Raw genomic sequence first — 23,550 nt, 5'->3', positions numbered from 1 at the left:
TTCATCGGTCATTCCTTCGCCGTCTTCTCGCGAACTCGCCGTCCACTCACCAGAAGCAGGGAAATGTGACTCGCATACGCACCGCAATCATTGGATATGGCAACCTGGGTCAATACCTGGTCGACGCGATCCAGGGGGACCCTGCCGTTTCGGCGCAGTTCGAGCTGATTGCCGTCTGGAACAGGACGACTGACAAGCTTGCATCCCTGCAGCCCGAGTCGCTGCGGTACAGCGGGGATCTGCTGCATCTTTTCGAAAAGTATGACGGCAGGATCGACCTCGTCATCGAAGTGTGCCATCCGGAGATCGTCGCGCGGTTTGGTGCCTTTTTCCTACGGCACTGCGACCTGATCGTCGGCAGCCCGACGGCATTCGCGGATGCTTCCGTCGAGCAACGTATCCGCAGCGCACTGGCAGAAGCGCCCGCGAAAGGCACGCGTCATGAGTGCTACCTGCCGGCGGGAGCGCTGTGGGGGGTCGAAGACATCGCCAAGCTGGGCCAACAGGGCGACAGCATCCGCGCGCTGAGCGTCACCATGAAGAAGCACCCAAGCGCGTTCAAGCTGAAGGAGCCTCTTCGCAGCAGACTCATCGAATACGAACAGAGTGACTCTCAGGATGAGTTCGTCATTTTCGATGGCAGCGTTCGCGAGCTGGCGCCGCTCGCGCCGAGCAATGTCAACACGATGGCCTGCGCGGCGCTCGCTTCGGGTCCGTCCTTTGGTTTCGACAAGACCCGGGGGAAGATCATCGCAGACAAGCGTTTGGAGTCTCACGTGGTGGAGGTTGAGCTGGAAGGGAGGGGCGGATTCACGCTGAAGACCACACGAACGAATCCGGCCAGACCCGGAGCGGTGACGGGCAGCGCGACGTTTGCCTCGTTCCTGGCTTCGCTCCAGCGCAGCACTGGCCACGGGGGCGGCTTCTTCTTCGTGTGAAGGTCGCGTCGTCAGAATGGCTCGGCGGACGTCAGGGGCGCTGACGAAGAAGCTGCGCCTTGACGCAGTCACCTGCGCGGGAAGTGCGGATACACGTCCTCCTGGAGCACCTGCCGCAGCTTCGGGAAGTTCAATGCCCACTTCACGCCCAGGCGCCACGGGGCGAACAGCACCCCGGGCACCCGTGGGAGCAGCGTCTGGGGCCACTCCAGGTACGTCCGTTCGATGGCGTCCATGTCGAGGTCCTGCCGCACGTCCACGCAGTACGGGGCCACGTTGCCCGGGGGCTGGCCTTCCAGGAGCTCCTCCAGGCCCGGTGGCAGGAACGTGGTGTGCAGCGTCATGCCCACGTCGAAGTTGCGGCTGCCCAGCCGGCAGATGGGGCCCTTGGCCAGGTCCTCGGAGTCGAAGATCCAGACCTCGTCGCCCGTGGAGTTCTCAGGCAGGTCCGGCGTCGGGTCCGACACGACGAGCGCCACCACGTAGCCCTTCCAGTGTGGCACCTGGGGGAACCGGGCGCTGGGGACGAACTGCGGCGCGAAGCCGAACCAGCCGGTGGGCAGCACGTAGCCCTCGAAGCGGCCGGAGTCGACGAAGAACTTGCAGAAGCTCGCCGCGCGGCCATCGCGGATGGGCAGCGCGGACTTGTCCCCGACGACGGGCTTGTAGAGCTGGTAGAGCGCCTCGGGGACCATGTCCGCCGTGAAGCCGTCCGAGTTGAGGTAGAGCGCCAGTTCCTTCGTCGGCAACTTGGCGTTCATCACGTGGCCCAGCAGCCGGAAGTGGGCCTCCAACTCGCCATTCACCAGGCCGGCGTTGGAGAAGACCGTCAGGCCCCAGGTGAAGTCGTCATGCGAATACAGATTGGACTGGATGCGCAGCCGCTTCATGTCGATGCGGTGCACCCCCATGGAGCTGCGGGTGACGGGCACCGCCGTGGGCATTCCCGCCTGCCAGTCCTGCACGCGGTTGCCATTGATGAGCAGCTCGCCCGGCTCCAGCGTATGAGACAGGTCCTCGGTGGGAGAGTGCGCCGCGACCAGGGTGATGACGTCGTTGGGGTTCTCGTAGATGGCTGCGAAGTGCAGCCCGCCGCCTCCCGCCTGGAAGCGGTGCGCGGACACGAGCGGCGGATTCTCCGGGTCCAGCGTCCCGGGTGACGTCTGGAGGTCCGCTCGCCGCACCACCCAGAACACCGCTTGCGGGGCGGCGGGGGACGCAGTCAGCCACTCCACCGCGCGCTGCACCCGCGGCAGGAAGGGCACCGCCGCCTGCGCGGCGATCTGCCAGAAGTTGATGGGGAAGTTGGCGTCCAGCAGCACCACGTAGTCCCGCGTGGCGGCGATCTGGTGCAGCGAAGACGCCACCACCGGCTCGCCCGTGGCCGCGTCCATCAGCTTCCAGTGGTTCAGCCGGTTCTCCTCCGTGTCCCAGCTCACCAGTTGCGTGTAACCGGCGCCCAGGGGCCACTTGGGCGCATGGTTGGTGAAGAAGAGGCGGGGCCGGTCCTTGTTGATGCGTGGGCCCAGGCGCTCGGCGGGGTCGAAGGCCGGGTGGGCCGTGCTCTGCAGCAGGGGGAAGGCCCACGGCGTGGGGAGGGCGCGGTTCCACTCGCGCAGGTAGCCCAGCGGTGTGTACGCCTTCAACGTCTTGGGGTGGATGGCCCACGGGCGGCCCGCGTCCGTCGTCACCAGCAGCATCCGCTCGCCCTCGACCAGGAAGGGCGCCGTGTTGGGCGTCTCCTGCGGGCCCAGCGTGAGTGACACGTCCGCCAGCGTCGTCTTGCGGAAGCGGTTGAGCAGCCGCGTCAGGGGGCCTCGCGCCGTCGCGCCCGCGTCCACCTGCTGGCGCGCGTAGTACGAGGGGGTGCGCATGGTGGCGGAGGTGAACCGGGCGCCGCCCACCTGGAAGTCCAGGCGCAGCACGAGCCCGTCCGAGGCCAGGGCCGGGGAGCCCGCGTGCACGCTGGGCCCCGCGACATAGACGTGACCCTGCAGGTCCTCGGGCAGCGTGCCGGCGAGCACCTGCAGCGGCTCGTTGACGTACTCCACCGGGCTGGTGGTCATCGCGTTGCGTGGCATGCCGGGCCTGAGCCCCGGTGGGACGTGCAGACCGGGGAGCGCATGGCCGTCCGAATCGCGCGAGAGGGACGGGGGCGCTTCGGTCGCCGCGGGGGCGGGGGCTTCAGGACGGATTCAGTCTCGGGCATGACGCCTCCGGAGGTTGGGTGAGTGAGCGCCGCATCGGGATGGGGGCGGGGACCGTAGCACGCGCGTTGTGACAGGCCGGTCGACGCCGCGCGGCTGGCTGCCGCGGGAGAGGGCGGCCCGCAGTACCTTGCGAGGGGCCGGTGTGAGACACTTCCCGCTTCCCATGGTCGAAGACTCCCACTCCGAGCGACAAGTCATTGGCGACCGCTACGTTCTGGAGCGGCGGCTGGCGGGCGGTGGCATGGGCACCATCTGGGTGGCGTTGGATCCCAAGCTCCAGCGCCGCGTGGCCCTCAAGCTGATGGCGGCCCACTGCGCGCCCGCGCCCCTGGCTCGCCGGCAGTTCGAATGGGAAGCGCAGGCGATTGCCCGCCTCCAGAATCCCCACGTCATCCAGGTCCACGACTGCGACCTCTCCGGCGAGACGCCCTACATCGTCATGGAGTGGCTGGTGGGCGAGGACCTGGAGGCCCTGTTGAACCGCCGCGGCCGGCTGTCCCTGGCCATGGTGGAGCGGCTGGTGACGCAGACGGCCCGCGCGCTCACCGCCGCGCACGCCGCGGGCGTCATCCACCGCGACCTCAAGCCGGCCAACCTGTTCCTCGCGCGCACGGAGCATGGCGAGCAGGTGAAGGTGTTGGACTTCGGTTTGGCGCTGCTGATGTCGGGCGGCGCGGCCCGGCCGCATCCCGAGGAGGAGATGGCCGGCACGCCCCGGTACATGAGCCCCGAGCAGCTCCGAGGGCTGGAGCCGCGGCTGGACCACCGCTGTGACCTCTGGTCGCTGGCCGTGGTGGCGTACCGCGCGTTGACGGGCCAGCACCCGTTCCCCTGGAGTCGCTGCGGCAGATGCGCCTGGGCAACGTGCCGCCGCCGCCCGCGACGCCGTCCAGCCTGTCCCCGGAGCTGGGCACGGAGGTGGATGCCTTCTTCGCGCGCGCCCTGGACGTGGACCCCGCGCGCCGCTTCCAGTCCGCCCACGAGCTGGCCTCCGCCCTCACCAGCGCGGTGGACGAGGGCCGGCCGTCGCGCCCGGCGAAAATCCTGGTCGTCGATGACGAGCCGGACATCGTCGTGCTGATGGAGCAGAGCTTCCGCAAGCAGATCCGCCGCTCCGTCTACCAGTTCCTCTTCGCCGCGGACGGCGAGGAGGCGCTGGAGGAGATGCGCCAGCATCCGGACATTGAAGTCGTCCTCTGCGACATCAACATGCCGCGCATGGATGGGCTGACGTTCCTGTCGCGCGTGGGGGAGATCAGCTCGCTGACCCGGGTGGTCATCGTCTCCGCGTATGGCGACATGAACAACATCCGCACGGCGATGAATCGCGGCGCCTTCGACTTCATCACCAAGCCCATCGACTTTCCGGACCTGGAGGCCACGCTCGTCAAGACGCTGAAGCACGTGCGCGAGCTGCGCCGCACCGTGCGCTACACCGAGGAGAACGGCCTGCTGCGCATGTTCGTCCCGGGCGCGGTGCTGGAGCGTCTGCCGCCGTTGCTCCAGGGCTCGGACGCCATGGCGGGCGAGTGGGTGGACGGCACGGTGGTGTTCATCGACGTGGATGCCTTCACGCCGGTGCTGCACCAGGAAGCGCCGCCGGAGTCCCTGCGCCGTCTCAACGCCAACTTCGAGGCCATTGTCCCGGAGTTGCTCGCGCGCGGCGGCATCGTGGACAAGTTCATGGGGGACGCGGTGATGGCCGTCTTCCGAGGCCCCGGGCACGTGGACCTCGCGCTGGAGGCCTGCCACGCCATCCACCGGCAACTGGGTACGCTGGCGTCGCGTGGCGGCGAGGGCGCACCGTATGCGCACGGCGTCTGCATGGGGCTGGATTCGGGCGACCTGGTGGCCGGCAGCGTGGGGGCGAAGGCCTCCGGCCGGCTGGACTTCACGGTGCTGGGGGACGTGGTGAACACCGCGGCTCGGCTGGCGGCGAGGGCCGGGCGTTGGCAGGTGCTGGTCAGCGGCCGGGCCCAGGCGCGCGCGGCGTCACGCTTCCGCCTGTCGCCCGTGGAGACGGGCCTCTTCGAGCTGGCCCGAGACGAGGGCCATGGCGCACCGGGCCCCGACGATGCGACCGCCTTCCTGGCGCCGGATGCGGCGCCAGAAGGCCGGGGAACCACGCAGGGCGGCTGAGGGGCCGCGCCCGCTGTTCCGTGATGCGGAAGGCCGGGGCGGCCGAGGGCGCCCCGCTCCTGGCGCACGGGAGCGGGGCAGGGGACTTCCATCAGGCATTGGTGACGCGCACCGTGGTCTTCATCTCGCGGCCGGACGCCGGGTCGCGGGCGCGCATGGTGAGGATGCCTTCCACGTTCACGTCGAAGGTGATCTCCACCTGCGCGGCGCCGGCGCGGCCGGGCTGGATGCCGGAGAAGGTGAACTCGCCCAGCATGTCGTTGCGGGCCACCAGCTCGTTGTCGCCCTGGAAGATGCGCACGGCGAGCTCGGTCTGGTTGTCCATGCTGGTGGTGGCCAGCAATTGCTTGGCGTTGGGGATGGACGCGTTGCGCGGGAAGACGGTGTGGAAGGCGCCGCCCGCCTTCTCCAGGCCAATGGCCATGGGAATCACGTCCAGGAGCTGGATGCGCAGGTTGGTGTCGTCCTGGAGCGAGTGCGCGTAGAGCGCGGCGCCAATGGCCACGGCCTCGTCCGGGTGCACGCCCTTGCTGGGCGGCTTGCCGAAGAACTTGGTGAGCCGGTCCTGGACGATGGGCATGCGCGTCTGACCGCCCACGAGCATGACCTCGTCGACGTCCTTGGTGGACAGTCCCGAGTCCACCAGCACGCGCGCCACCATCTGCAGGGTCCGGTCCACGAGCTGGTTGGTGAGCTGCTCCAGCATCTTCCGGCTGAACTTCATCTCGATGTTCAGGGGCTGGCCCTGGGACGTCATCGTGATGAAGGGGATGTTGAAGGGGACCTCCTCGCGGGCGGAGAGGTCGATCTTCGTGCGTTCGGCCAGGTCCTTGATGCGCTGCATCGCCACCGGGTCCGTGGCGAGGTCGAGGCCCGTCTTCGCCGCGAAGTCCTTGAGGACGTGGTGGATGATGGCGTTGTCGAAGTCGATGCCGCCCAGGAAGACGTCACCGCCGGTGGCCTTCACCTCGAAGACGCGGTCGCGGATCTCGATGATGGAGACGTCGAAGGTGCCGCCGCCCAGGTCGTAGATGACGACCTTCTCCTTCAGCCCCTTGCCCACGCCGTAGGCCAGCGCCGCCGCCGTGGGTTCGTTGATGATGCGCACCACTTCCAGGTCGATGAGCTTGCCCGCGTCCTTCACCGACTGGCGCTGCCGGTCGTTGAAGTAGGCCGGCACCGTCACCACCGCCCGCTTGATGGGCATCTTCAGGTAGTTGGAGGCGACCTCGCGGATCTTCCCCAGGATCTTGGCGCTGATCTCCTGGAGGGCGAACTCCTTCTTCCCCACGTCCAGGATGACGTCGCTCTGCTTGCCGGGGCGCATGTTGTACGCCACGACCTGCTTCATCGTGTCGACGACTTCGCTGCCGAAGCCTCGGCCCACCAGCCGCTTGGAACCGTAGACGGTGTTGCGCGGGTTGAGCTGCCACTGGCGCTTGGCCTCGTAGCCGATGAGTTCGTTCCCCTTGTCGTCGATCGCGAAGATCGAGGGGATGGTGTACTCGCCGCCCTTGTAGGGGATGAGCTTGACGTTCCCGCTGTCCTCGACGATCGCCGCGCACGAGTTGGTCGTGCCGAGGTCGATGCCGATGATGGGCTCCTTGTGCATCTTGCTTGGACTCCGGGTGGGTAGGCCGCAGAGGAAGGAAAAGACCGTAGCGCACCCTCGCGCCGCGCGCGAGTTCACACACCGCGGCGTTTGCCGCTCCCCGGGAATGCGGACCCGGGCTCCCTGCTTCCCCTGGAGGGCGCCGTAGCGCTCCCTGTGGCCGCCCGGTGGCCAGCAGCGCGTGCCCCAGCCGACAATGGCGTCTGGGGTGCTGGACATTGGTGGCCCGGGCGGAAAACTTGGTGGTGGACGACGGACCAGAGGAGAGTCAACTTGGACGCGAAGGGTTATCTGCAGGAAGTGGGCGCGCAGGTGAACGCCGACTTCGTCAAGAACCGGTCGATTCTCTCCTTCGAGGAGTATCTCTCCCTCTTTTTCAGCGACCCGAAGGGCCAGGCCCGCAACGCGGCGCAGTACCTGCGGGACGTGATGGACCACTTCGGCACCACCACGGTGCCGCACCCCACGGGCACCATCCGGCGCTTCCAGGTCTTCGACGTGCCCGGCGGCGACCGGGATGACCGGGTGGCGGGCCAGGAGGAGGTGCAGAACGCCATCTACCGGTTGCTCGGCAACTTCGTGCGGGCCGGCCGTATCAACAAGCTCATTCTCCTGCACGGGCCCAATGGCAGCGCCAAGTCCACGCTCGTCAATGCCCTGAAGGAGGGCATGGAGGCGTACTCGCGGCTGCCCCAGGGCGCGCTCTACCGGCTCGCCTGGGTGTTCCCGTCGGAGAAGCTCATCAAGGGCTCCATTGGCTTCGGTGAGCGGGACTCCGCCAGCGGGGAGATGACCACCTTCGCGCACCTGGACGCGGAGTCCATCGACCTGCGCATGCCGTGCGAGCTGCGGGACCACCCGCTCTTCGCCGTCCCGCCCGGCGAGCGCCGCAAGCTGCTGGAGACGGCGCTCAAGAAGAAGGGCCTGGGCAACGGGGATGGGGAGAGTGGCGACTTCATCCTGTCCGACTACGTGCGGGACGGCGAGCTGTGCTCCAAGTGCCGCCGCATCTACACCGCGCTGCTCAACTCCTACGGTGGGGACTGGCTGAAGGTGATGCGCCACGTCCAGGTGGAGCGCTTCTACGTGTCGCGCCGCTACCAGGTGGGCACGGTGACGGTGGAGCCGCAGATGAGCGTGGACGCCGTCGTCCAGCAGCTCACCGCGGACCGCACCCAGCTCAACGTGCCCGCGCCGCTGCACAGCACGGTGCTCTTCGAGCCGCACGGCCCCCTGGTCCACGCCAACCGCGGCCTCATCGAGTACGCGGACCTGCTCAAGCGGCCCCTGGAGGCCTTCAAGTACCTGCTGGGCTTCAGCGAGACGGGCGAGGTGCCGCTGGAGCCCTTCGTCCTCCAGCTCGACGAGGTGCTCATCGCGTCGGCGAACGAGAAGCACCTCAACGCCTTCAAGGAACTGCCGGACTTCGCGTCCTTCAAGGGCCGCATCGAGCTGGTGCGCGTGCCCTACCTGCGCCGCTACCGCACCGAGCAGCAGATCTACGACGCGCAAATCACCTCCACCACCGTGGGCAAGCACGTGGCGCCCCATGCCACGGAGCTGGCGGCCATGTGGGCGGTGCTCACCCGGCTGAAGAAGCCCATTCCGGACCGCTATCCGCAGGACGTGAAGGATCTCATCGACCAGGTGACGCCGGTGGAGAAGCTGCACCTCTACGAGGAGGGCGCGCCGCCGGACCGGCTGAGCCTGGCCAACACGAAGGAGCTGCGCAAGCTGCGCGAGGACCTGTTCACGGAGTCGGACGCGTACCCCAACTACGAGGGGCGCTCCGGCGCCAGCGCGCGCGAAATCAAGACGGCGCTCTTCAATGCCGCGCAGAACACCGACTACAAGTGCCTCAACGCGCTGGCGGTGCTGGAGGAGCTGTCCGCCATCTGCAAGGACAAGAGCGTCTACGAGTTCCTCTTGCAGGAGGTGGTGGACGGCTACCACGACCATGACGCCTTCGTGCGGCTGGCGGAGGCGGAGTACCTGGACCGGGTGGACTCGGAGGTGCGCGAGTCCATGGGCCTGGTGTCGGAAGGGCAGTACCGCGAGCTGGTGGAGCGCTACATTCAGACCATCAGCCACTGGGTGCGCGGGGAGAAGATGCGCAACCGCGTCACCGGGGTGATGGAGGCACCGGACGAGCAGCGCATGGTGGAGGTGGAGGCCATCATCATGCCGCGCGGCGAGGACGCCGCTGACTTCCGCCGGGGACTCATCGCCTCCATCGGCGCGCACCGGCTGGACAACCCGGACGCGGTCATGGACTACGGCCGCATCTTCCCGGACATGTTCAAGCGCCTGCGAGATCACTACTTCGAGGAGCGCAAGCGCGTGCTGCGCAAGAACAAGGAGAACGTCCTCAAGTACCTGTCCGAGGACCGCAACCAGCTCACCGCGCGCGAGCAGACGCAGGTGCAGAGCACGCTGAAGACGATGGCGGAGCGCTACGGCTACTGCGAGGCGTGCGCGAAGGACGCCATCCTCTTCCTGATGAAGAAGCGCTACGCGTGACCGGGCAGGCGTCCGGGGCCCGCCTGGACGCCTGCTTTCAAAGCCGGAAAGGGCTCGGGATGATGGGGGCTGCCAGGGAGTTGTACTGGCTGCATCCGTTTTCCCCCCAGACCGGAGAGTCGATGACCCGCTTCCTCCTGGGCGCCCCCGCCCTGCTCGCCCTCGTGTCGTGCGCCGGTGCTCCGCCTCAGCCGGCCGCCGCCACCCCCGCATCCCAGGTGGCGCCCGTCGTCGAGCGTGTCATCGCGGTGCCGGACGCGCCGCGCATGACGCGCAAGGAGCAGGTGCGGCGCATCCTCCCGCACAACGTGCGGCTGCAACTGGCCTCGCAGGGCAGGGTGCGCAGCACGGCGTCGGGCGTGGTGGTGGGCGCCGAGCGGGACGCGAACGGCGCCACGGTCGCCTGGGTGGTCACCAACGCACACGCGGTGGCCATGGACGGGATGGAGGCTCCGGAGCTGCGCGTGCTGGTGGACCGCCGCGCGGAGTCGCTGGAGCACCGGGGCGAGGTGGTGGCAATGGGCGAGGTGCCTGACCTGGACCTCGCGCTGGTGCGCGTGCCGGGGCTGGACCTGCCCGCGGTGGAGCTGGCGGAGGACGCGGAGCTGGAGCTGGGCGAGGACGTGGTGGTGGCCGCCTCGCCGTTCGGCCGCGCGCTCTCGCTGTCCGGCGGCATGCTGTCCCAGGTCGAGTGGGACAAGGCCTCCCAGCGCCCGAAGATGGTGAAGACGGACGCCCCCATCGGCTACGGCGCGTCGGGCGGCGGCATCTTCAGCCTGACGACGGGCCGGCTGCTGGCCATCGTCGAGGGCTACCGCACCGCGAAGGTGGACTTCGAGGTGCAGGAGGAGAACTACAGCTTCGACGTGCCCATGCCCGGAGAGACGTTCGCCGCACCCAGCGCGAAGGTGCGCCACTTCCTCCAGGCCAAGGGCTTTGGCCGGCTGCTGGCGCGCAAGCCCATGACGGAAGGTGGCGTCGCACACGCCGCCGGGCGTTAGCCACTTCGCGCGGCGTCCCAGTCCTCCGGGCGGGCTGGCAGGAATCTCGACACCGCGCGCGAGCGGGGTACATCCGCCGGATTGGAGGCGTGGGATGGCCGGACGTGTCTCGTGGGATCAGTACTTCATGGACATCGCGACGCAGGTGGCCTCGCGCGCCACGTGTGATCGCAAGCACGTGGGCGCCGTCATCGTCCGGGGCAGGACCATCCTGTCCACCGGCTACAACGGCGCCATCCGCGGGCTGCCGCACTGCGATGACGTGGGCCACATGATGGAGAACGGACACTGCGTGGCCACCGTCCACGCGGAGGCCAACGCCATCATCCAGGCCGCCACCAACGGCGTCAGCATCGACGGGGCGACCATCTACACCACCGCCTCGCCTTGCTGGCCGTGCTTCAAGCTGATCGCCAACGCGGGCCTGGTGCGCATCGTGTTCGGCGAGTTCTACCGGGACCCTCGCATCTTCGAGTACGCGGCCCGGCTGAAGCTGGACCTGGTGGGTCTGGGCGATGCCGCCCGGCCTCCCGCCTCGGGTGCCTGATCACCCCGCACCGCGGGGCAGTCCGGGCATTTCCGCGCGGATCGCGCGGGCTCCTCAATCGTCACCTGAAAAACACTCGCGGGTGGACGTAAGTCCGCGCCGTGCATGGGGAATTTGCCACTTCCGGCAAGAATTACCGACCCAGGGTTGACGATGTGGGAACGGCTCCCTAACTCTTGGCTCCGGTTGGGCGGCGGCGGGGGTGGATCAGGGAAAATCCCGAGGAGTTCCAGTTGGTTACCTCGACAGCAATGTCAAATAGTGCATCCTCTGTTGAGGACGCGCCGCAGCCCGTGGTGGGCGCGGCCCGGTATCTGGCCGTCCCCACGCTGATGGACAGCCTGCTGCACGACGTCCGCAATCCGCTGAACGCGCTGGCCATCCACCTGGAGGTCCTGTCGGAGAAGCTGAAGGCGGAGACGGGGAGCGTGCCGCCGTCGCAGGAGAAGAACCTCAAGGCCATGCGCGATCAGATCCAGCGCGTGGACGGCATCCTGAAGCTGTTCAGCGACTTCGTCGTCTTCCGAGGCGGCGCGCCGGGCGTGGCGGACCTGTCGGAGGCCACCACGCGGGCGCTGGGCGTGCTGGGGCACGAGGGCCGCAAGCGCCGCGTCCAGGTCCAGGCGGCGGTGGAAGCGGGCGTCCAGGTCCGCCTGCAGGACACGTCGGAGCTGGGCTTCTTCCTCATCCAGGCGCTGCTGCGCGCCTTCCGCCGGGCGGAGAACGGCGGATCCATCCGGGTCACGGTGCGCGGGGACGAGTCGAGCGCGGTGCTGGAGGTCGAGGATTCGGCCGGCGCCTGCCCCGAGCCCCTGCCCGAAGCCGTGGCCGCGCTGCAACTGCGCTGTTCACAGTTGGGCGTCGACCTGTACGTCCGGGCGGGGCTGTGCCGCCTGAGTTTCTCCCGCGCCTGAGTGTCTCATCTGGACGGGCCGGCTTCTGATTTCGAGTCACGACAACTTCGCGTCACGACGCAGTACGGGAGGTCTTCACTTGGGCAGCGCACGAATCCTGGCCGTGGATGACGAACGCGACACGTGTGAGGCGCTGGCGGACATGCTCAGCGCCTGGGGACACAAGGTCGAGATCGCATTCGACGGGCATGACGCCCTTCGCAAGGCGAACGAGTTCCGGCCGGACGTGGTCCTGTCGGATCTGGCCATGCCGGAGACGGATGGGCTCTGGTTGCTGCGCAACCTGAAGGAGGAGCTGCCGGACTGCCCGGTGGTCTTCCTGACGGGGCGAGGCACCATCGACGCCGCGGTGGAGTCCATCCGCGAGGGCGCCTACGACTTCATCGTCAAGCCGCTGGATACCGCGCGGCTCAAGGTCTGTATCGACCGGGCGCTGGAGAAGAAGGAGACGATGCGCGAGGTGCAGACGCTGCGGCGGCGTCTGAAGCAGCTCGGCTCGTCGGACCTGATTGCGCAGTCTGTGGGCATGCGCAAGGTCATCGAGCTGGTGGAGAAGGTGGCGCCCTCCAAGGCCAGCGTGTCCATCAGCGGCGAGTCCGGCACGGGCAAGGAAGTGGTGTCCCGCGCGGTGCACAACCTGTCCCTGCGCCGCGACAAGCCCTTCATCGCCATCAACTGCGCGTCCATCCCGGCCACGCTCATCGAGTCCGAGCTGTTCGGCCACGAGCGCGGCGCCTTCACCGGCGCGGATCAGCGGCGGCCCGGCGTGTTCGAGATGGCCCACGGCGGCACGCTCTTCCTGGACGAATTGGGTGAGATTCCCATCGAGCTGCAGGCCAAGCTCCTGCGCGTGCTGGAAGAGGGCAAGCTGCGCCGGCTGGGCGGCAAGGTGGAGATCGAGGTGGACGTGCGCGTGCTCTGCGCCACCAACCGCGACCTCAAGCAGGAGATCAAGAACGGGCGCTTCCGCGAGGATCTCTACTTCCGCCTCAACGTCTTCCAGATCCACCTGCCGCCCCTGCGCGAGCGCCGCGACGACGTCCCCATCCTGGTGCAGCACTTCGTGGACAAGTTCCGCGGCGACTCCGGCAAGCGCGTCAGCGGCGTGCACCCGGAGGCCATGGAGGTCCTGAAGAACTACGACTGGCCGGGCAACATCCGCGAGCTGCGCAACGCGGTGGAGCGCGCCGTCATCCTGTGCGACGGGGAGCTGATCACCCGCGAGCACCTGCCGCCCGACATGGCCGGCAAGAGCCCGGAGCGCCACACCTTCCGGCTGCCCTTCGGGCTGAGCCTGGACGCGGTGGAGCGCGAGTACATCCTGGGCAGCCTCCAGCGGAACGGGAACAACAAGGCCCGCACCGCCGAGGTGCTGGGGGTGAGCGAGAAGACGCTTTACAACAAGCTCAACCGCTACGCGGCCGAGGCCCGCGCGCAGCAGGCGCCCGGCGGCGGTGGCGGCCCCCTGGGCGGGCAGGGAAGTGACGGCGCGATGGGGGCCGTGGGCACCAACTCGTTCGTCATCCGCTGACCTCACAGGTAGGAAATCCCCTTCGGATTCCGGGCTCTTGGCCTGGCTCGGAGGGGATGCCCGCCCAGGCGGCGACCCCGCCGCGAAACCCCCGTCAATTCTTGACTTTTGACCTCCGGACGGGGGATTCTTGGGGGGTCTCCCACCCACAGGGAGTGCCCGGCCGTACATGTTCCACGCCTCGGGCAACTCCAGCGGCGCCAATCTATTCGGGCGCCCCGGAGTGTGCATCGGGTGCCGCGGGGGGGCACAAGGAAGGCCACAACGCAATGAGCGACGCGCGAGTACTTCACTTCTTCGGCGGCAAAGGCGGGGTAGGTAAGACCACGCTCGCGGCGGCATATGCGTTGAGGCTTTCGGAGGAGGCGCCCAAGGAGCGGGTGCTGCTCGTGTCGTTGGACCCGGTCCGCTCCCTGTCGGACCTGGTGAAGAAGAAGCTCCCTGCCAAGGCGACCAAGCTGGTTCCGGGCAAGGGAGACGGCGGCGTGTACGGCCTGGAAGTGGAGCCGGCGGCGCTGATGAAGCCCTTCCTGGCCTCCTACCTGCCAGCGCTGTCGAAGGCCGCGGCGAAGGGCACGCACGTGTCGGAAGACGACATGGGCAAGCTGTACCAGCAGGCCGTGCCGGGGCTGGAGGAGCTGGTGGCGCTCTTCCACGTGGTGGACCTGCTGGAGGGCGAGGAGTTCGACCGCATCGTGGTGGACGCCGCGCCCACCAGCCACACCCTGCGGCTGTTCGACCTGCCGGCGAGCCTGCGCAAGTTTCTGGGCCTGGTGAAGGCCGGTGGGGACAAGACGGAGGCGCCAGCGAAGAAGGGCAAGAAGGCGGCCGCCGCGGCCGATGCGCCCGGCTTCCTGGATCAGGTGGGGCAGAAGGCGGAGAAGCTGCTGGCGCTGCTGAAGGACGCCACGCGCACGGCCTTCCACCTGGTGGCGCTGGCGGAGCCGGTGCCCGAGGCGCAGACGCGCATGCTCTTCACCCAGCTTCGCGAGCGCGGGCTGCCGGTGACGGAGATCGTCGTCAATCAGATCGAGGACAAGGACGGCTGTCCCGCGTGTCAGGGGCGCCGCGGCCTACAGGCCCCCACGTCCGCAAGTTCCAGGCGCTGGACAAGACGGTGCCGGTGCACCTGTTGGGCCGGCGTGAAGTGGCGCCGCGCGGGCTGGATGGCCTGCTGCTTGCCAAGGCGTGGGCCGCTGGCAAGGAGACCAAGGCGCTGGAGTTCGCCGCGGCCGAAGGGCCTCCGGCGCTAGTGCGCGCGCCGTCCATGCCGCCCATCGCCGCGCCGCCGCTGCCGCCCACGCGGCTCATCTTCTTCGTGGGGCAGGGCGGGGTGGGCAAGAGCTCCTGCGCCGCCGCCGCCGCGGTGACGCTGACGGAGAAGGAGGGGCCGGTGCTCCTCATCTCCACGGATCCGGCGCACTCGCTGTCGGACGTGCTGCAGAGCCGTCTGACGGACACGGAGACGCAGGTAAAGGGCACCAAGGGCCTGTACGCGCGCGAGCTGGACATCGCCGGCTGGTTCAATGCCCTGCGCAAGCGGGTGAAGGAGAAGGCGGAGAAGGCCTTCGAGGGCGCGCCCCGGTCGGGCAGCGAGGTGCCCTCGGATCTGCTCTACCTGCGCAACCTGCTGGAGTGCGCGCCGCCGGGCATCGACGAGCTGGCCGCGCTGTCCTGCCTGACGGACGCGCTGGTGCAGGAGCGCTTCAAGCGCATCGTGGTGGACTCGGCGCCGGTGGTGACGTCCGTGCGCGTGGTGGAAATGGCGGAGACGGCCAAGACGTGGCTGGGCGCGCTGCACGCGGTGCTGACCAAGCACCGCGCCAAGGGCCTGGGCGAGCTGGCGGACGACATCGCCGGGATGATCAAGCACGTGAAGCGCTTCGAGGACGCGCTGGCCTCCCCGAGCGAGGCGCGCTTCGTGGTCGTCACGCGTGGCGAGGAGCTGGCCGCGGCCCGCACCGAGCGGCTTGTGGAGTACCTGAGGGAGAAGAAGCTCCCCGTGGAGCGGGTGCTCGTCAACCGCGTGGGCCCCAAGTCCACCTGCGACAAGTGCGAGAACCGGCGCAAGCTGGAGCTCAACGCGGCGAAGGCCATCGAGAAGAAGCTGGGCCTGCCGGTGACCATGGCGCCGGCCCTGGGCCGTCACCCGGCGGGTCTGCGCGAGCTGAAGGCCTTCCGCACGGCGTGGTACGCGCTGTCGCCGCCGGCCGCGAAGACCAAGGCGGCCTGAGGCCCAGGCTCGCCGTGGCGCGAGCCAAGGGGCGCCCTGCCGGGCTTCGTTTCACCCGGCGGGAGTGTCCTGGCCGTTGTGCAGAAGTAGAGGGGGCCGCCGCCACATCCGCCTCACGCCCTGATTCCACCCCGAAGAATCATCCCTTCCCACCTGCCCCCGTGCGCACCATGACGACGCGCGGCATGGGTGCCAAGGGGGTTGCGCGGGCCGTATCTGAAAGCGAGCGTGGCTCACGTCGCGACTGATGGCTGGAAGGCACGGAGGCCCGCGGGGGCTCACGCCTCGCATTCCGAAGGTGAGTCGGTGAACGTCTCCAGGCCGGGGAAGGTGAGCGCGCCCGTCTCCGTCAGCGTGCCTTCCAGCGGCGCGCGGCCATTCAACCGGAGCGTTACCTTCCTGCCGCGCACCGTGTAGCGGCCCCGCGTCTCCTTCTGGCGGGGCGTCCCGTCGTCGCCCACCTCCTTCGTCCACAGGGTGACCTTGCCGGAGGGGCCGAAGCGCAGCCCCTGGGTGGTGCCGTAGACGCCCACACCCGGGCCGAACCAGGACACCTCGCGCAGCAGCACGGGGACATCCGCCTCCCTCGCCGGGCTGCGGCCCAGCAGCTTCTGCCAGCCCAGGGTGTCCCGGATGGGGGTGAAGTCCGCGTCTTCCTTCGCGCGGGTGAGCCGCCGGGCATCCAGCTTCACCGCCTGGGTGAGGTGCTCGACGATGACGTCCCGGTGGGCGCTGTACTCGCAGACCTTCCCCTGCTTGCGGAGCAGCCCCAGGGTGGCGGCCAGGTTGTAGTGGGCCAGCGCATAGCCCGGGGACTCCCGGGCGGACGCCTGGAAGCGCTCCAGGGCCTCTGGGTAGCGCCCCGCCTGGTACAGCCGGAAGCCCTGGGTGTTCAGTCCCCGAGCATTGGGGGTGGGCGCGGCGCCCGTGAGGGCCATGAGCAACAGGGGCAGGGCGGGGTGCATGTGCCTCCAGACAGGGGGTGCGTAAACGCTTGCGCGTTGAAAGCCGCCTTACCCTGGTGCTAGTTCCGCGCCATGGCAACCGGTACCAGCTATGTGCTCGAGTTCGAGCGCCCCCTGATTGAGCTGGAAAAGAAGATCGACGAGCTCAAGGTCCTCTCCACCAGCGGCACGGTGGACTTCTCCTCGGAGATCTCCAAGCTCGAGAAGAAGGCGAAGAAGCTCCAGACGGAGATCTTCAGCGACCTGACTCGGTGGCAGGTGGTGCAGATGTCCCGGCACCCGAACCGCCCCTACTTCCTCGACTACGTCCACTACCTCTTCACCGACTTCGTCGAGCTGTGCGGTGACCGGGCCTTTGGCGAGGACCCGTCCATCGTCGGCGGCTTCGCGCGCTTCGACGGCAAGCCGGTGATGGTGATGGGCCACCAGAAGGGCCGCAACACCAAGGAGAACATGGCGCGCAACTTCGGCATGCCGCGCCCGGAGGGCTACCGCAAGGCCCGCCGCCTCATGGAGCTGGCCGAGCGCTTCGAGAAGCCCATCCTCACCTTCGTCGACACGCCGGGCGCGTACCCGGGCATCGGCGCCGAGGAGCGCGGGCAGGCCGAGGCCATCGCCGTCAACCTGGAGGTCATGAGCCGGCTGCGCGTGCCCATCATCTCCACGGTGGTGGGGGAGGGTGGCTCCGGCGGCGCGCTGGCCATTGGCGTGGGCAACCGCGTGCTGATGCTCCAGAACAGCGTCTACTCCGTCATCTCCCCGGAGGGCTGCGCCTCCATCCTGTTCCGCGACGCCGCCAAGGCGGACAAGGCCGCGGACGCGATGCGGCTCACCGCGAAGGACCTGCTGGAGATGAAGATCATCGACGAGGCCATCGCCGAGCCCGCTGGCGGGGCCCACCGCGACCCCGCGAAGATGGCGGAGGCGCTGGGCAAGACGCTGCGCAAGCACCTGGGACAGCTCGCTGAGCTGTCGCCCGATGAACTGGTCCAGGACCGGTACGCGAAGTTTCGCGCGCTCGGTGTGTTCTCCGGACGCTGAATCCACCGTATCAGGGCCCTTACACCATGCGACCGCTCGTCCCCACCCACGTTGAGACGCTCAAGCCGTACGTGCCCGGCAAGCCCATTGAAGAGACCGAGCGCGAGTTCGGCCTCAAGGGCGTCATCAAGCTGGCCTCGAACGAAAACCCACTGGGGCCCTCCCCGCGCGCCGTGGAGGCCATGCGGAACGTCTCTGGCGCGACGCACCTGTACCCCGACGCCACGTCCTTCCACCTGGTGCGCAAGCTGGCCGCGCACGTGGACGTGAAGCCGGAGCAGGTGGTGCTGGGCAGCGGCTCCAACGAGCTCATCGAGCTGCTCATCCGCACCTTCACCACGCCGGAGGACGAAATCCTCCTGTGCCAGGGCTCCTTCTCCGCGTACCGCATCTCCGCGCAGGCCCACGGGCGGCCCTTCGTGGAGGTGCCCATGCGCGAGGGCTTCCAGTACGACCTGGAGGCCATGGCGAAGGCCATCACCCCGCGCACGCGGATGGTGTTCCTGGCCAACCCGGACAACCCCACGGGCACCGCGTTCAGCCGCGACGCCCTGACGCGCTTCCTGGCCGCGGTGCCGCCGGAGGTGCTGGTGGTGCACGACGAGGCCTACTTCGAGTTCGTCGAGTGGCCCGAGTACACCAGCGCCGTGCCGCTGGTCGGCCGGCACCCGAACCTGGTGGCGCTGCGCACCTTCAGCAAGATTCACGGGCTGGCGGGCGTGCGCCTGGGCTACGGCATCATGGATGCCCGGCTGGCGGCGTACCTGCACCGCACGCGCATGCCCTTCAACCTGACGGTGCTGGCCCAGGCCGCGGGTCTGGCGGCCCTGGAAGACACCGAGCACGTGCGCCGCACGCGTGAGGTGAACCGCGCGGGCCTGGACTACTTCGCCGCGGAGTTGCCGAAGCTGGGCGGCACGCTCACGCACAGCCACGCCAACTTCGTGTTCGTGGACTTCGGGCGTCCCGCGGTGGCGCTGTACGAGCAGCTGCTGCGCAAGGGCGTCATCGTCCGGCCCTTCGCGGGGCAGGGCTTCCCGAACCACGTGCGCATCTCCGTGGGCACGCCCGCGGAGAACGCGCGTTGCGTCCAGGTGTTGAAAGAGCTCCTGTCATGAGCGCCCGGCCTTTCATCGTCGCCATCGACGGCCCCGCGGGCGCCGGCAAGTCCTCGGTGTCCAAGCTGCTGGCGCGCCGGCTGGGCTTCTCGCTGGTGGACACGGGCGCCATCTACCGCTGCGTGGCCGTGATGGCCCAGCGTGAGGGCATCGCCTTCGACGACGACGCGGGCCTGGGGGCGCTGCTGGGCCGCGTGCACATCCACTTCCAGGTGGTGGGCGAGGAGAACCACGTCTTCCTGGGCGGCCAGGACGTGTCCGGGGAGATTCGCACGCCAGACATCTCCATGGCGGCGTCCCAGGTGTCCGGACGGCCGGTCGTGCGCGCGGGCCTGCTGCAGCTCCAGCGGCGGCTGGCGCTGGAGGCGGAGAAGGGCGCCATCCTGGAGGGCCGTGACATCGGCACGGTGGTGTTCCCGGACGCGGACGCGAAGTTCTTCCTGGCGGCCAGCCCCGAGGTGCGCGCCCGGCGCCGCTACGAGGAGCTGTTCCAGAAGGGCGTGGAGAGCAGCCTGGACGCCGTGCTCGCGGACCAGACGAAGCGGGACCGCGACGACTCCGCCCGCGCCGTGGCGCCCCTGAAGGCCGCCGAGGACGCGGTGCACGTGGACTCCAGCAGCATCCCCCTGTCGGAGGTGGTGCACGGGATGGAGTCTGAAATCCTGCGCCGGATGGCCCAGCGCGCCTAGCGCGGGTGGCTGAACCTTGGCCCGGCGCAGAGGACGACGCGCCGGGCTCAGCGGGAGCGCTTCGCCAGCGCCTTCTCGTAGGCGGCCTGCAACTCGCCAAATACCGAGCGCGCCGGCCGCGGCGCCCCGAGATGCAGGTGGCGCAGCTCCTCCATGAAGGCGTTCCAGAGCGGAGCGCCGCCCTGTTCCAGCAGCTCCGCGCGTACGGACAGCTCCTTGCTCGGGTGCGTATGCCGGCGACCCCAGGCGCCCATGTGCGCGAGGAGTGGCACGAGCTGGATGGCCGCTTCCGTCAGGCTGTAGATGAATTTCTGCCGGTGGGTGGGATCCGGGCGTCGCGTCAGCAGGCCGGCCGCCGTCAGGCGCTTCAGCCGGTCCGCGAGGATGTTCGAGGCGATGCGTTCCTCGCTCTGCGCGAGCAGCTCTCCGTAGCTGCGTCTGTTTCCGAACATGACGTCGCGGATGACGACCAGGCTCCAACGGTCGCCGAGCTGTTCGAGCGTCAGGTTGATCGGGCAGCCGGATCGCCCTGTCTGCGCCATGGCCATTCTCTCCAGGCTACTCCTTGCGATGTGCAAGTGGTAGGGATAGGGTTTTGACTGCTTGCAATCTGCAAGCGGTCTGCGACAGGAGTCCGCCGATGTCACTCGTGCTCTACGGTCATCCCTTTTCTTCGTACACGCAGAAGGTCCTCATCGCGTTGTACGAGAACGGCACGCCCTTCGAGTTCCGCTGTATCGGGCCGGAAACACCTCAGCACTCGGCCGAGTGGTCGCGGCGCTGGCCGCTGCGCAAGTTCCCGCTGCTGGTGGATGGCGAGCGCGACATCGCCGAGACCAGCATCATCATCGAGTACCTGCAGCTCGTACATCCGGGGCCCGTGCGTCTGTTGCCCGCGGACCCGTTGGCCGCGCTCGACGTGCGCTTTCTCGATCGCTTCTTCGACCTGCACGTCATGAACGCGGCGCAGCACGCGGTCGATGGCGCGCTGACGGGGGATTCGGTGAAGCGCCAGGAAGGCCTGGCCCTGGCCGTGAAGAAGCTGGAGGTCGCCTACGCCTGGCTCGAAGGGCAGCTCGCCGGCAGGACCTGGGCCGCCCCTGGCGAGGACTTCACGCTGGCGGACTGCGCCGCCGCGCCCTCGCTGTTCTACGCGGACTGGACGCACCGGATCTCCGATGCGTTTCCCGTGCTCCGCGCCTACCGCTCGCGGCTGCTTGCGCGCCCGTCCTTCGCCCGCGCGGTGAATGAGGCGCGGCGATTCCGGCCGCTCTTTCCCCTGGGCGCGCCAGACCGGGATTGACGCTCGGCGCCCGCCCGCGCGTCGTCTCGCGGGCCGGCGCCCCAGCGGGGCCTAGAAGCTGACCCCTTCCTTCGACGGCGCGGGCACCTGCAGCGGCAGCTTCAGCGCCCCCGTGCCGTCGCCGTAGAAGGAGTGGTAGAGGAACAGGTCCGCCACCACCTGCTTCACGTAGCCGCGCGTCTCCTTGAAGGGGATGGTCTCCACGAAGAGGTCCAGTGGCAGCGAGCTCCGCTCCTGGACCCACTTCGCCGCCGAGCCTGGGCCCGCGTTGTACGCGGCCGCCGCGAGCACCGGGTGTCCAAAGCGCTCCATCAGCCGGGACAGATACCAGGCGCCATAGCGGATGTTCCGCTCGGGGGAGAAGAGGTCCGCGGGCGCGGGGACGGGCTCCTTCAGCTTCTCCGCGATGGCGTTCGCCGTCTTGGGGATGATCTGCATCAGCCCTCGCGCATCGGCGAAGCTCATCACCTCCGGCCGGAAGGCGCTCTCCCGCCGCATGATGGCCCACACCAGGTAGGGGTCCACCTGGTGCTGCGTCGCCGCGCCCTCCACCGCGGTGGCGAAGGCGCGAGGATAGAAGGGCGCCAGGGCCTCCGGAGCGCGCGCGCCGAAGGCCCGTCCCCACAGGTGGCGCGCCGCCACCGCGTGGGCGTGGCCGTACTCGCCCAGTCCCAGCAGCGCGTGCGCGAAGGGCAGGGCCTGGTCCGCCGAGCGCAGCCGCGCCGCATGGGCTTCCACCTCCACCGCCGCGTCACGGAACAAGCCCGCACGGGTCAGCTCCACCGCCAGCTCCAACTCGGGAGGGCGGGGCAGCTTCAGCACCTGCGGAGGCTGTGGGAAGTGCGCGGGCGTCTTCAGGCTCAGCGCTTTGAGCCGCTCGTTGGCCATCAGCGCGTAGAAGGACGCGGGCGCCGAGGTGATGACGGCCTCGTACGCGGGGCCCAGCGTGTCTGCCTTCGCGCCGTCCAGCTCGCGGCTGCGCGCCATCCAGTAGCGCGCCTGCGGCCCCATGTTGCTCTTGGGGTAGGCGGTCAGGAACGCGTCCAACGCGGCGCGGGCCTTCGCGTACTCCTCCTGACGCAGGTGGGCCAGCGCGCGGAACCACATGCCCTCGTCGCGCCGGCGTGAGCGCGGATAACGCGTTTCGAACGCCGTGAAGGCCTGCACCGCGTCCGCGAAGCGCCCGGCCTGCAAATCCAACCAGCCCGCGAAGAAGGCGCCTTCATCTCCCGCGGGCTGCGAGGGGTACTTCTTGTCCAGGGCCGCCATCAGCGTTCGGGCCTTGGCGTTGTCGTCGGACTTGAGCGCGCGCCGAGCCACCAGCAGGTCCGCCTGAGCGGCGACGGCGGCGGGGCCCTTGCGCGCCAGCGCGAGCGCCTTCTCCGCATCCTCCGTCCGCCCCAGCGCGAACCAGGCCTTCGCGCGCAGCAGCGCCACGCGGGCCGCCTGCGCCTTGTCGAGCTTCACCTTGTCCAGCGTCGCCAGCTCGTCGAGCCCGCGCTGCGTCGCGCCCGCGTCCAGGAAGCGGTCCGCGCGGGTGGTGCGCTCGGTGTAGCCCAGCTTCACCGGGGGCGTGCTGCCCTCCGTCAGCCACGCCATGGCCTCGTCGCCGTAGGGGTGGGTGGGGAAGCGCAGCGCCACCGTCAGCATGTCGGCGCGCTGTCCGGCGCGGTTGCCGGAGCCGCCTCGCGCCAGGGCACGCTGATAGAGCAGCTCCACGGTGGGCGACGCCTTCGCGGCCGCCTCCAGCACCTGGGCCGCGTCCTGGGGCTTGCCTGCCTTGAGCAGTGACTCACCCAGCCGCGCTCGGGCACGGGCCGCGAGTTCCGCGGGTGCCTTGGATTCCAGCACTCGCGCGAAGTCCTCGGCCGCGCCCGCGGCGTCCCCGGCGTAGAAGCGGGCCTGGCCCAGGTAGAAGGCGTGGTACGGCGCCAGCAGTGGAGGGGCGGGCCAGGCGGCCAGCAGCTCCCTTGCCTCGGCGGCCTGTCCGTCAGAGAGGGCGAGCGTCCCCGCGAGCAGCGCCAGCCGCCCCACGTCGTCGCACTTCTTCGCGGCGCAGGCCGTCAGCTCCGCGCGCGCCAGGGCGGCCGCATCCGGCTTGTGGAGGCGGACGGCCTCCAGCGCCGTGGGGGACTGTCCCAGCGACATCCCCGCAACCACCCCCGCAACCCACCCACTCCAACTCATGTGGTCTTCCTTTCACGACGCGGCTTTGCGGCCTGCCAACGAGACGCACACACCGATCATTCCCCTTGCCCCGCAGGGAGGGTGGTTTGACAGCGGGCGCGACAAGTCCTAGATCCGCGCGGCGTCGGGTCAGTCCAGACTGTTCAGCACCCGATGTCATTCGCTGAAAGCGTCCTGGCGATTACGTGCACTTGGGTAGGAACTGCCGACCCATTGCGTCACCCGGAGTGAATCACTACCTTGCGCCGCCGCTCAGCGCCACTCCGGTCCGTCGTTGGATGGCGGGTCCAGTCGTTGTCGTCAGGTAGCACTGCTCGTTCACAGCGCTCGGGGGGGAAACAGTTCAGAGGGAGGGCTTCATGAAGCCGTGTCCAGCCGATCTGCCACAAACCATCAACCCCGAAGCCGGGCCCAAGCGAGCCGGCGTCGAGACCCACCGCAACCTCAACTGTCATCAGTATGACAACTGCCTGGATGAAGCCGTCCGGCGAGGTTGGCAGTCGTTCACCTGCATGAAGTGTCCGATGTATCAGCAGGTGGCGCCGCCGCAGATGGGGCTCGAGGCCTACGCCACGCAGCGCCGGCCTGTCTGAACGGGGTTC

General features: G+C 68.9%; 17 protein-coding genes and 2 pseudogenes. 14 read left to right on the top strand and 5 right to left on the bottom strand.

Annotated elements, in window-relative coordinates:
• Positions 1–65 precede the first annotated feature (65 nt).
• Positions 66–938, top strand: coding sequence for an aspartate dehydrogenase domain-containing protein (locus tag QEG98_RS21310; protein WP_316562608.1), 873 nt, complete (start codon positions 66–68; stop codon positions 936–938).
• A gap of 68 nt (positions 939–1,006) precedes the next feature.
• Here the strand turns inward: QEG98_RS21310 and QEG98_RS21305 are convergent, their stop codons facing one another.
• Positions 1,007–3,019: a carotenoid oxygenase family protein gene (locus tag QEG98_RS21305; RefSeq protein WP_316562607.1), complete on the bottom strand. Its 2,013-nt coding sequence runs from the start codon at positions 3,017–3,019 to the stop codon at positions 1,007–1,009.
• A gap of 196 nt (positions 3,020–3,215) precedes the next feature.
• On the opposite strand from QEG98_RS21305, the pseudogene QEG98_RS21300 reads away from it, so the two are divergent.
• Both QEG98_RS21300 and QEG98_RS21295 read left to right on the top strand, forming a co-directional pair.
• Positions 3,216–3,995: pseudogene (locus QEG98_RS21300) on the top strand (serine/threonine-protein kinase); the annotation flags it as partial.
• 2 nt (positions 3,996–3,997) lie between these two features.
• Entirely contained in the window at positions 3,998–5,287 is a 1,290-nt protein-coding gene (locus QEG98_RS21295) for a response regulator (RefSeq protein WP_316562606.1), read from the top strand.
• A 91-nt stretch (positions 5,288–5,378) separates the two neighbouring features.
• Here the strand turns inward: QEG98_RS21295 and QEG98_RS21290 are convergent, their stop codons facing one another.
• Positions 5,379–6,899, bottom strand: coding sequence for an Hsp70 family protein (locus QEG98_RS21290; protein WP_090490497.1), 1,521 nt, complete (start codon positions 6,897–6,899; stop codon positions 5,379–5,381).
• A gap of 273 nt (positions 6,900–7,172) precedes the next feature.
• Here QEG98_RS21290 and QEG98_RS21285 point away from each other — a divergent pair, with 273 nt between their 5' ends.
• From QEG98_RS21285 to QEG98_RS21260, 6 genes and pseudogenes are all read left to right on the top strand, one after another.
• Positions 7,173–9,419: a serine protein kinase PrkA gene (locus tag QEG98_RS21285; protein WP_316562605.1), complete on the top strand. Its 2,247-nt coding sequence runs from the start codon at positions 7,173–7,175 to the stop codon at positions 9,417–9,419.
• 122 nt (positions 9,420–9,541) lie between these two features.
• Positions 9,542–10,420, top strand: a complete 879-nt coding sequence (locus tag QEG98_RS21280; RefSeq protein ID WP_316562604.1) for a serine protease — start codon at positions 9,542–9,544, stop codon at positions 10,418–10,420.
• A 94-nt stretch (positions 10,421–10,514) separates the two neighbouring features.
• A complete protein-coding gene (locus tag QEG98_RS21275) occupies positions 10,515–10,967 on the top strand; it encodes a deoxycytidylate deaminase (RefSeq protein WP_090490494.1) in 453 nt (150 codons plus the stop codon).
• A 176-nt stretch (positions 10,968–11,143) separates the two neighbouring features.
• A complete protein-coding gene (locus QEG98_RS21270; RefSeq protein ID WP_141590089.1) occupies positions 11,144–11,881 on the top strand; it encodes a histidine kinase dimerization/phospho-acceptor domain-containing protein in 738 nt (245 codons plus the stop codon).
• A 79-nt stretch (positions 11,882–11,960) separates the two neighbouring features.
• Positions 11,961–13,412, top strand: a complete 1,452-nt coding sequence (gene nla6 / locus QEG98_RS21265) for an enhancer binding protein Nla6 (RefSeq protein ID WP_090490492.1) — start codon at positions 11,961–11,963, stop codon at positions 13,410–13,412.
• 269 nt (positions 13,413–13,681) lie between these two features.
• Positions 13,682–15,645, top strand: a pseudogene (locus QEG98_RS21260) (ArsA family ATPase).
• 278 nt (positions 15,646–15,923) lie between these two features.
• On the opposite strand, the gene QEG98_RS21255 reads toward QEG98_RS21260, so the two are convergent.
• Positions 15,924–16,610: a hypothetical protein gene (locus tag QEG98_RS21255; protein WP_316562603.1), complete on the bottom strand. Its 687-nt coding sequence runs from the start codon at positions 16,608–16,610 to the stop codon at positions 15,924–15,926.
• Positions 16,611–16,682: 72 nt separating this feature from the next.
• Between QEG98_RS21255 and QEG98_RS21250 the strand changes: the two genes are divergently transcribed.
• From QEG98_RS21250 to cmk, 3 genes are read left to right on the top strand one after another with little or no spacing between them, the layout of a single operon-like run.
• Positions 16,683–17,651, top strand: coding sequence for an acetyl-CoA carboxylase carboxyltransferase subunit alpha (locus QEG98_RS21250; RefSeq protein ID WP_011554047.1), 969 nt, complete (start codon positions 16,683–16,685; stop codon positions 17,649–17,651).
• Positions 17,652–17,677: 26 nt separating this feature from the next.
• Complete coding sequence (gene hisC / locus QEG98_RS21245; protein ID WP_316562602.1) at positions 17,678–18,769, top strand: histidinol-phosphate transaminase; 1,092 nt, start codon at positions 17,678–17,680, stop codon at positions 18,767–18,769.
• Entirely contained in the window at positions 18,766–19,458 is a 693-nt protein-coding gene (gene cmk, locus QEG98_RS21240; protein WP_140863311.1) for a (d)CMP kinase, read from the top strand. The genes hisC and cmk overlap by 4 nt, the downstream gene beginning before the upstream one ends.
• Positions 19,459–19,505: 47 nt before the next feature.
• Here cmk and QEG98_RS21235 read toward each other — a convergent pair whose 3' ends face one another.
• The gene (locus QEG98_RS21235; protein WP_316562601.1) at positions 19,506–20,006 is read right to left on the bottom strand and encodes a helix-turn-helix domain-containing protein; all 501 of its coding nucleotides are present in this window, start codon (positions 20,004–20,006) and stop codon (positions 19,506–19,508) included.
• A 92-nt stretch (positions 20,007–20,098) separates the two neighbouring features.
• Here QEG98_RS21235 and QEG98_RS21230 point away from each other — a divergent pair, with 92 nt between their 5' ends.
• Positions 20,099–20,761: a glutathione S-transferase family protein gene (locus QEG98_RS21230; protein ID WP_316562600.1), complete on the top strand. Its 663-nt coding sequence runs from the start codon at positions 20,099–20,101 to the stop codon at positions 20,759–20,761.
• Positions 20,762–20,812: 51 nt separating this feature from the next.
• On the opposite strand, the gene QEG98_RS21225 is transcribed toward QEG98_RS21230, so the two are convergent.
• A complete protein-coding gene (locus tag QEG98_RS21225) occupies positions 20,813–22,948 on the bottom strand; it encodes a transglycosylase SLT domain-containing protein (protein WP_316562599.1) in 2,136 nt (711 codons plus the stop codon).
• A 359-nt stretch (positions 22,949–23,307) separates the two neighbouring features.
• On the opposite strand from QEG98_RS21225, the gene QEG98_RS21220 reads away from it, so the two are divergent.
• A complete protein-coding gene (locus QEG98_RS21220) occupies positions 23,308–23,541 on the top strand; it encodes a hypothetical protein (protein WP_002636478.1) in 234 nt (77 codons plus the stop codon).
• The last annotated feature ends 9 nt before the right edge of the window (positions 23,542–23,550 follow it).

The organism is Myxococcus sp. MxC21-1 (assembly GCF_032612255.1).
GTDB classification, from domain to species: Bacteria; Myxococcota; Myxococcia; order Myxococcales; family Myxococcaceae; genus Myxococcus; species Myxococcus virescens.
Note: the sequence above shows the minus strand (reverse complement) of the source record. Positions and strands in the feature narration are given on the sequence as shown.

What these genes read in the sequence shown, in the direction of transcription:
- QEG98_RS21305 (WP_316562607.1), bottom strand. Translation starts at nt 3,019, where the DNA reads ATGCCACGCAACGCGATGACCACCAGCCCGGTGGAGTACGTCAACGAG.
- QEG98_RS21295 (WP_316562606.1), top strand. Translation starts at nt 3,998, where the DNA reads ATGCGCCTGGGCAACGTGCCGCCGCCGCCCGCGACGCCGTCCAGCCTG.
- QEG98_RS21290 (WP_090490497.1), bottom strand. Translation starts at nt 6,899, where the DNA reads ATGCACAAGGAGCCCATCATCGGCATCGACCTCGGCACGACCAACTCG.
- QEG98_RS21280 (WP_316562604.1), top strand. Translation starts at nt 9,542, where the DNA reads ATGACCCGCTTCCTCCTGGGCGCCCCCGCCCTGCTCGCCCTCGTGTCG.
- QEG98_RS21275 (WP_090490494.1), top strand. Translation starts at nt 10,515, where the DNA reads ATGGCCGGACGTGTCTCGTGGGATCAGTACTTCATGGACATCGCGACG.
- QEG98_RS21255 (WP_316562603.1), bottom strand. Translation starts at nt 16,610, where the DNA reads ATGCACCCCGCCCTGCCCCTGTTGCTCATGGCCCTCACGGGCGCCGCG.
- QEG98_RS21250 (WP_011554047.1), top strand. Translation starts at nt 16,683, where the DNA reads ATGGCAACCGGTACCAGCTATGTGCTCGAGTTCGAGCGCCCCCTGATT.
- hisC (WP_316562602.1), top strand. Translation starts at nt 17,678, where the DNA reads ATGCGACCGCTCGTCCCCACCCACGTTGAGACGCTCAAGCCGTACGTG.
- cmk (WP_140863311.1), top strand. Translation starts at nt 18,766, where the DNA reads ATGAGCGCCCGGCCTTTCATCGTCGCCATCGACGGCCCCGCGGGCGCC.
- QEG98_RS21235 (WP_316562601.1), bottom strand. Translation starts at nt 20,006, where the DNA reads ATGGCCATGGCGCAGACAGGGCGATCCGGCTGCCCGATCAACCTGACG.
- QEG98_RS21230 (WP_316562600.1), top strand. Translation starts at nt 20,099, where the DNA reads ATGTCACTCGTGCTCTACGGTCATCCCTTTTCTTCGTACACGCAGAAG.
- QEG98_RS21225 (WP_316562599.1), bottom strand. Translation starts at nt 22,948, where the DNA reads ATGAGTTGGAGTGGGTGGGTTGCGGGGGTGGTTGCGGGGATGTCGCTG.
- QEG98_RS21220 (WP_002636478.1), top strand. Translation starts at nt 23,308, where the DNA reads ATGAAGCCGTGTCCAGCCGATCTGCCACAAACCATCAACCCCGAAGCC.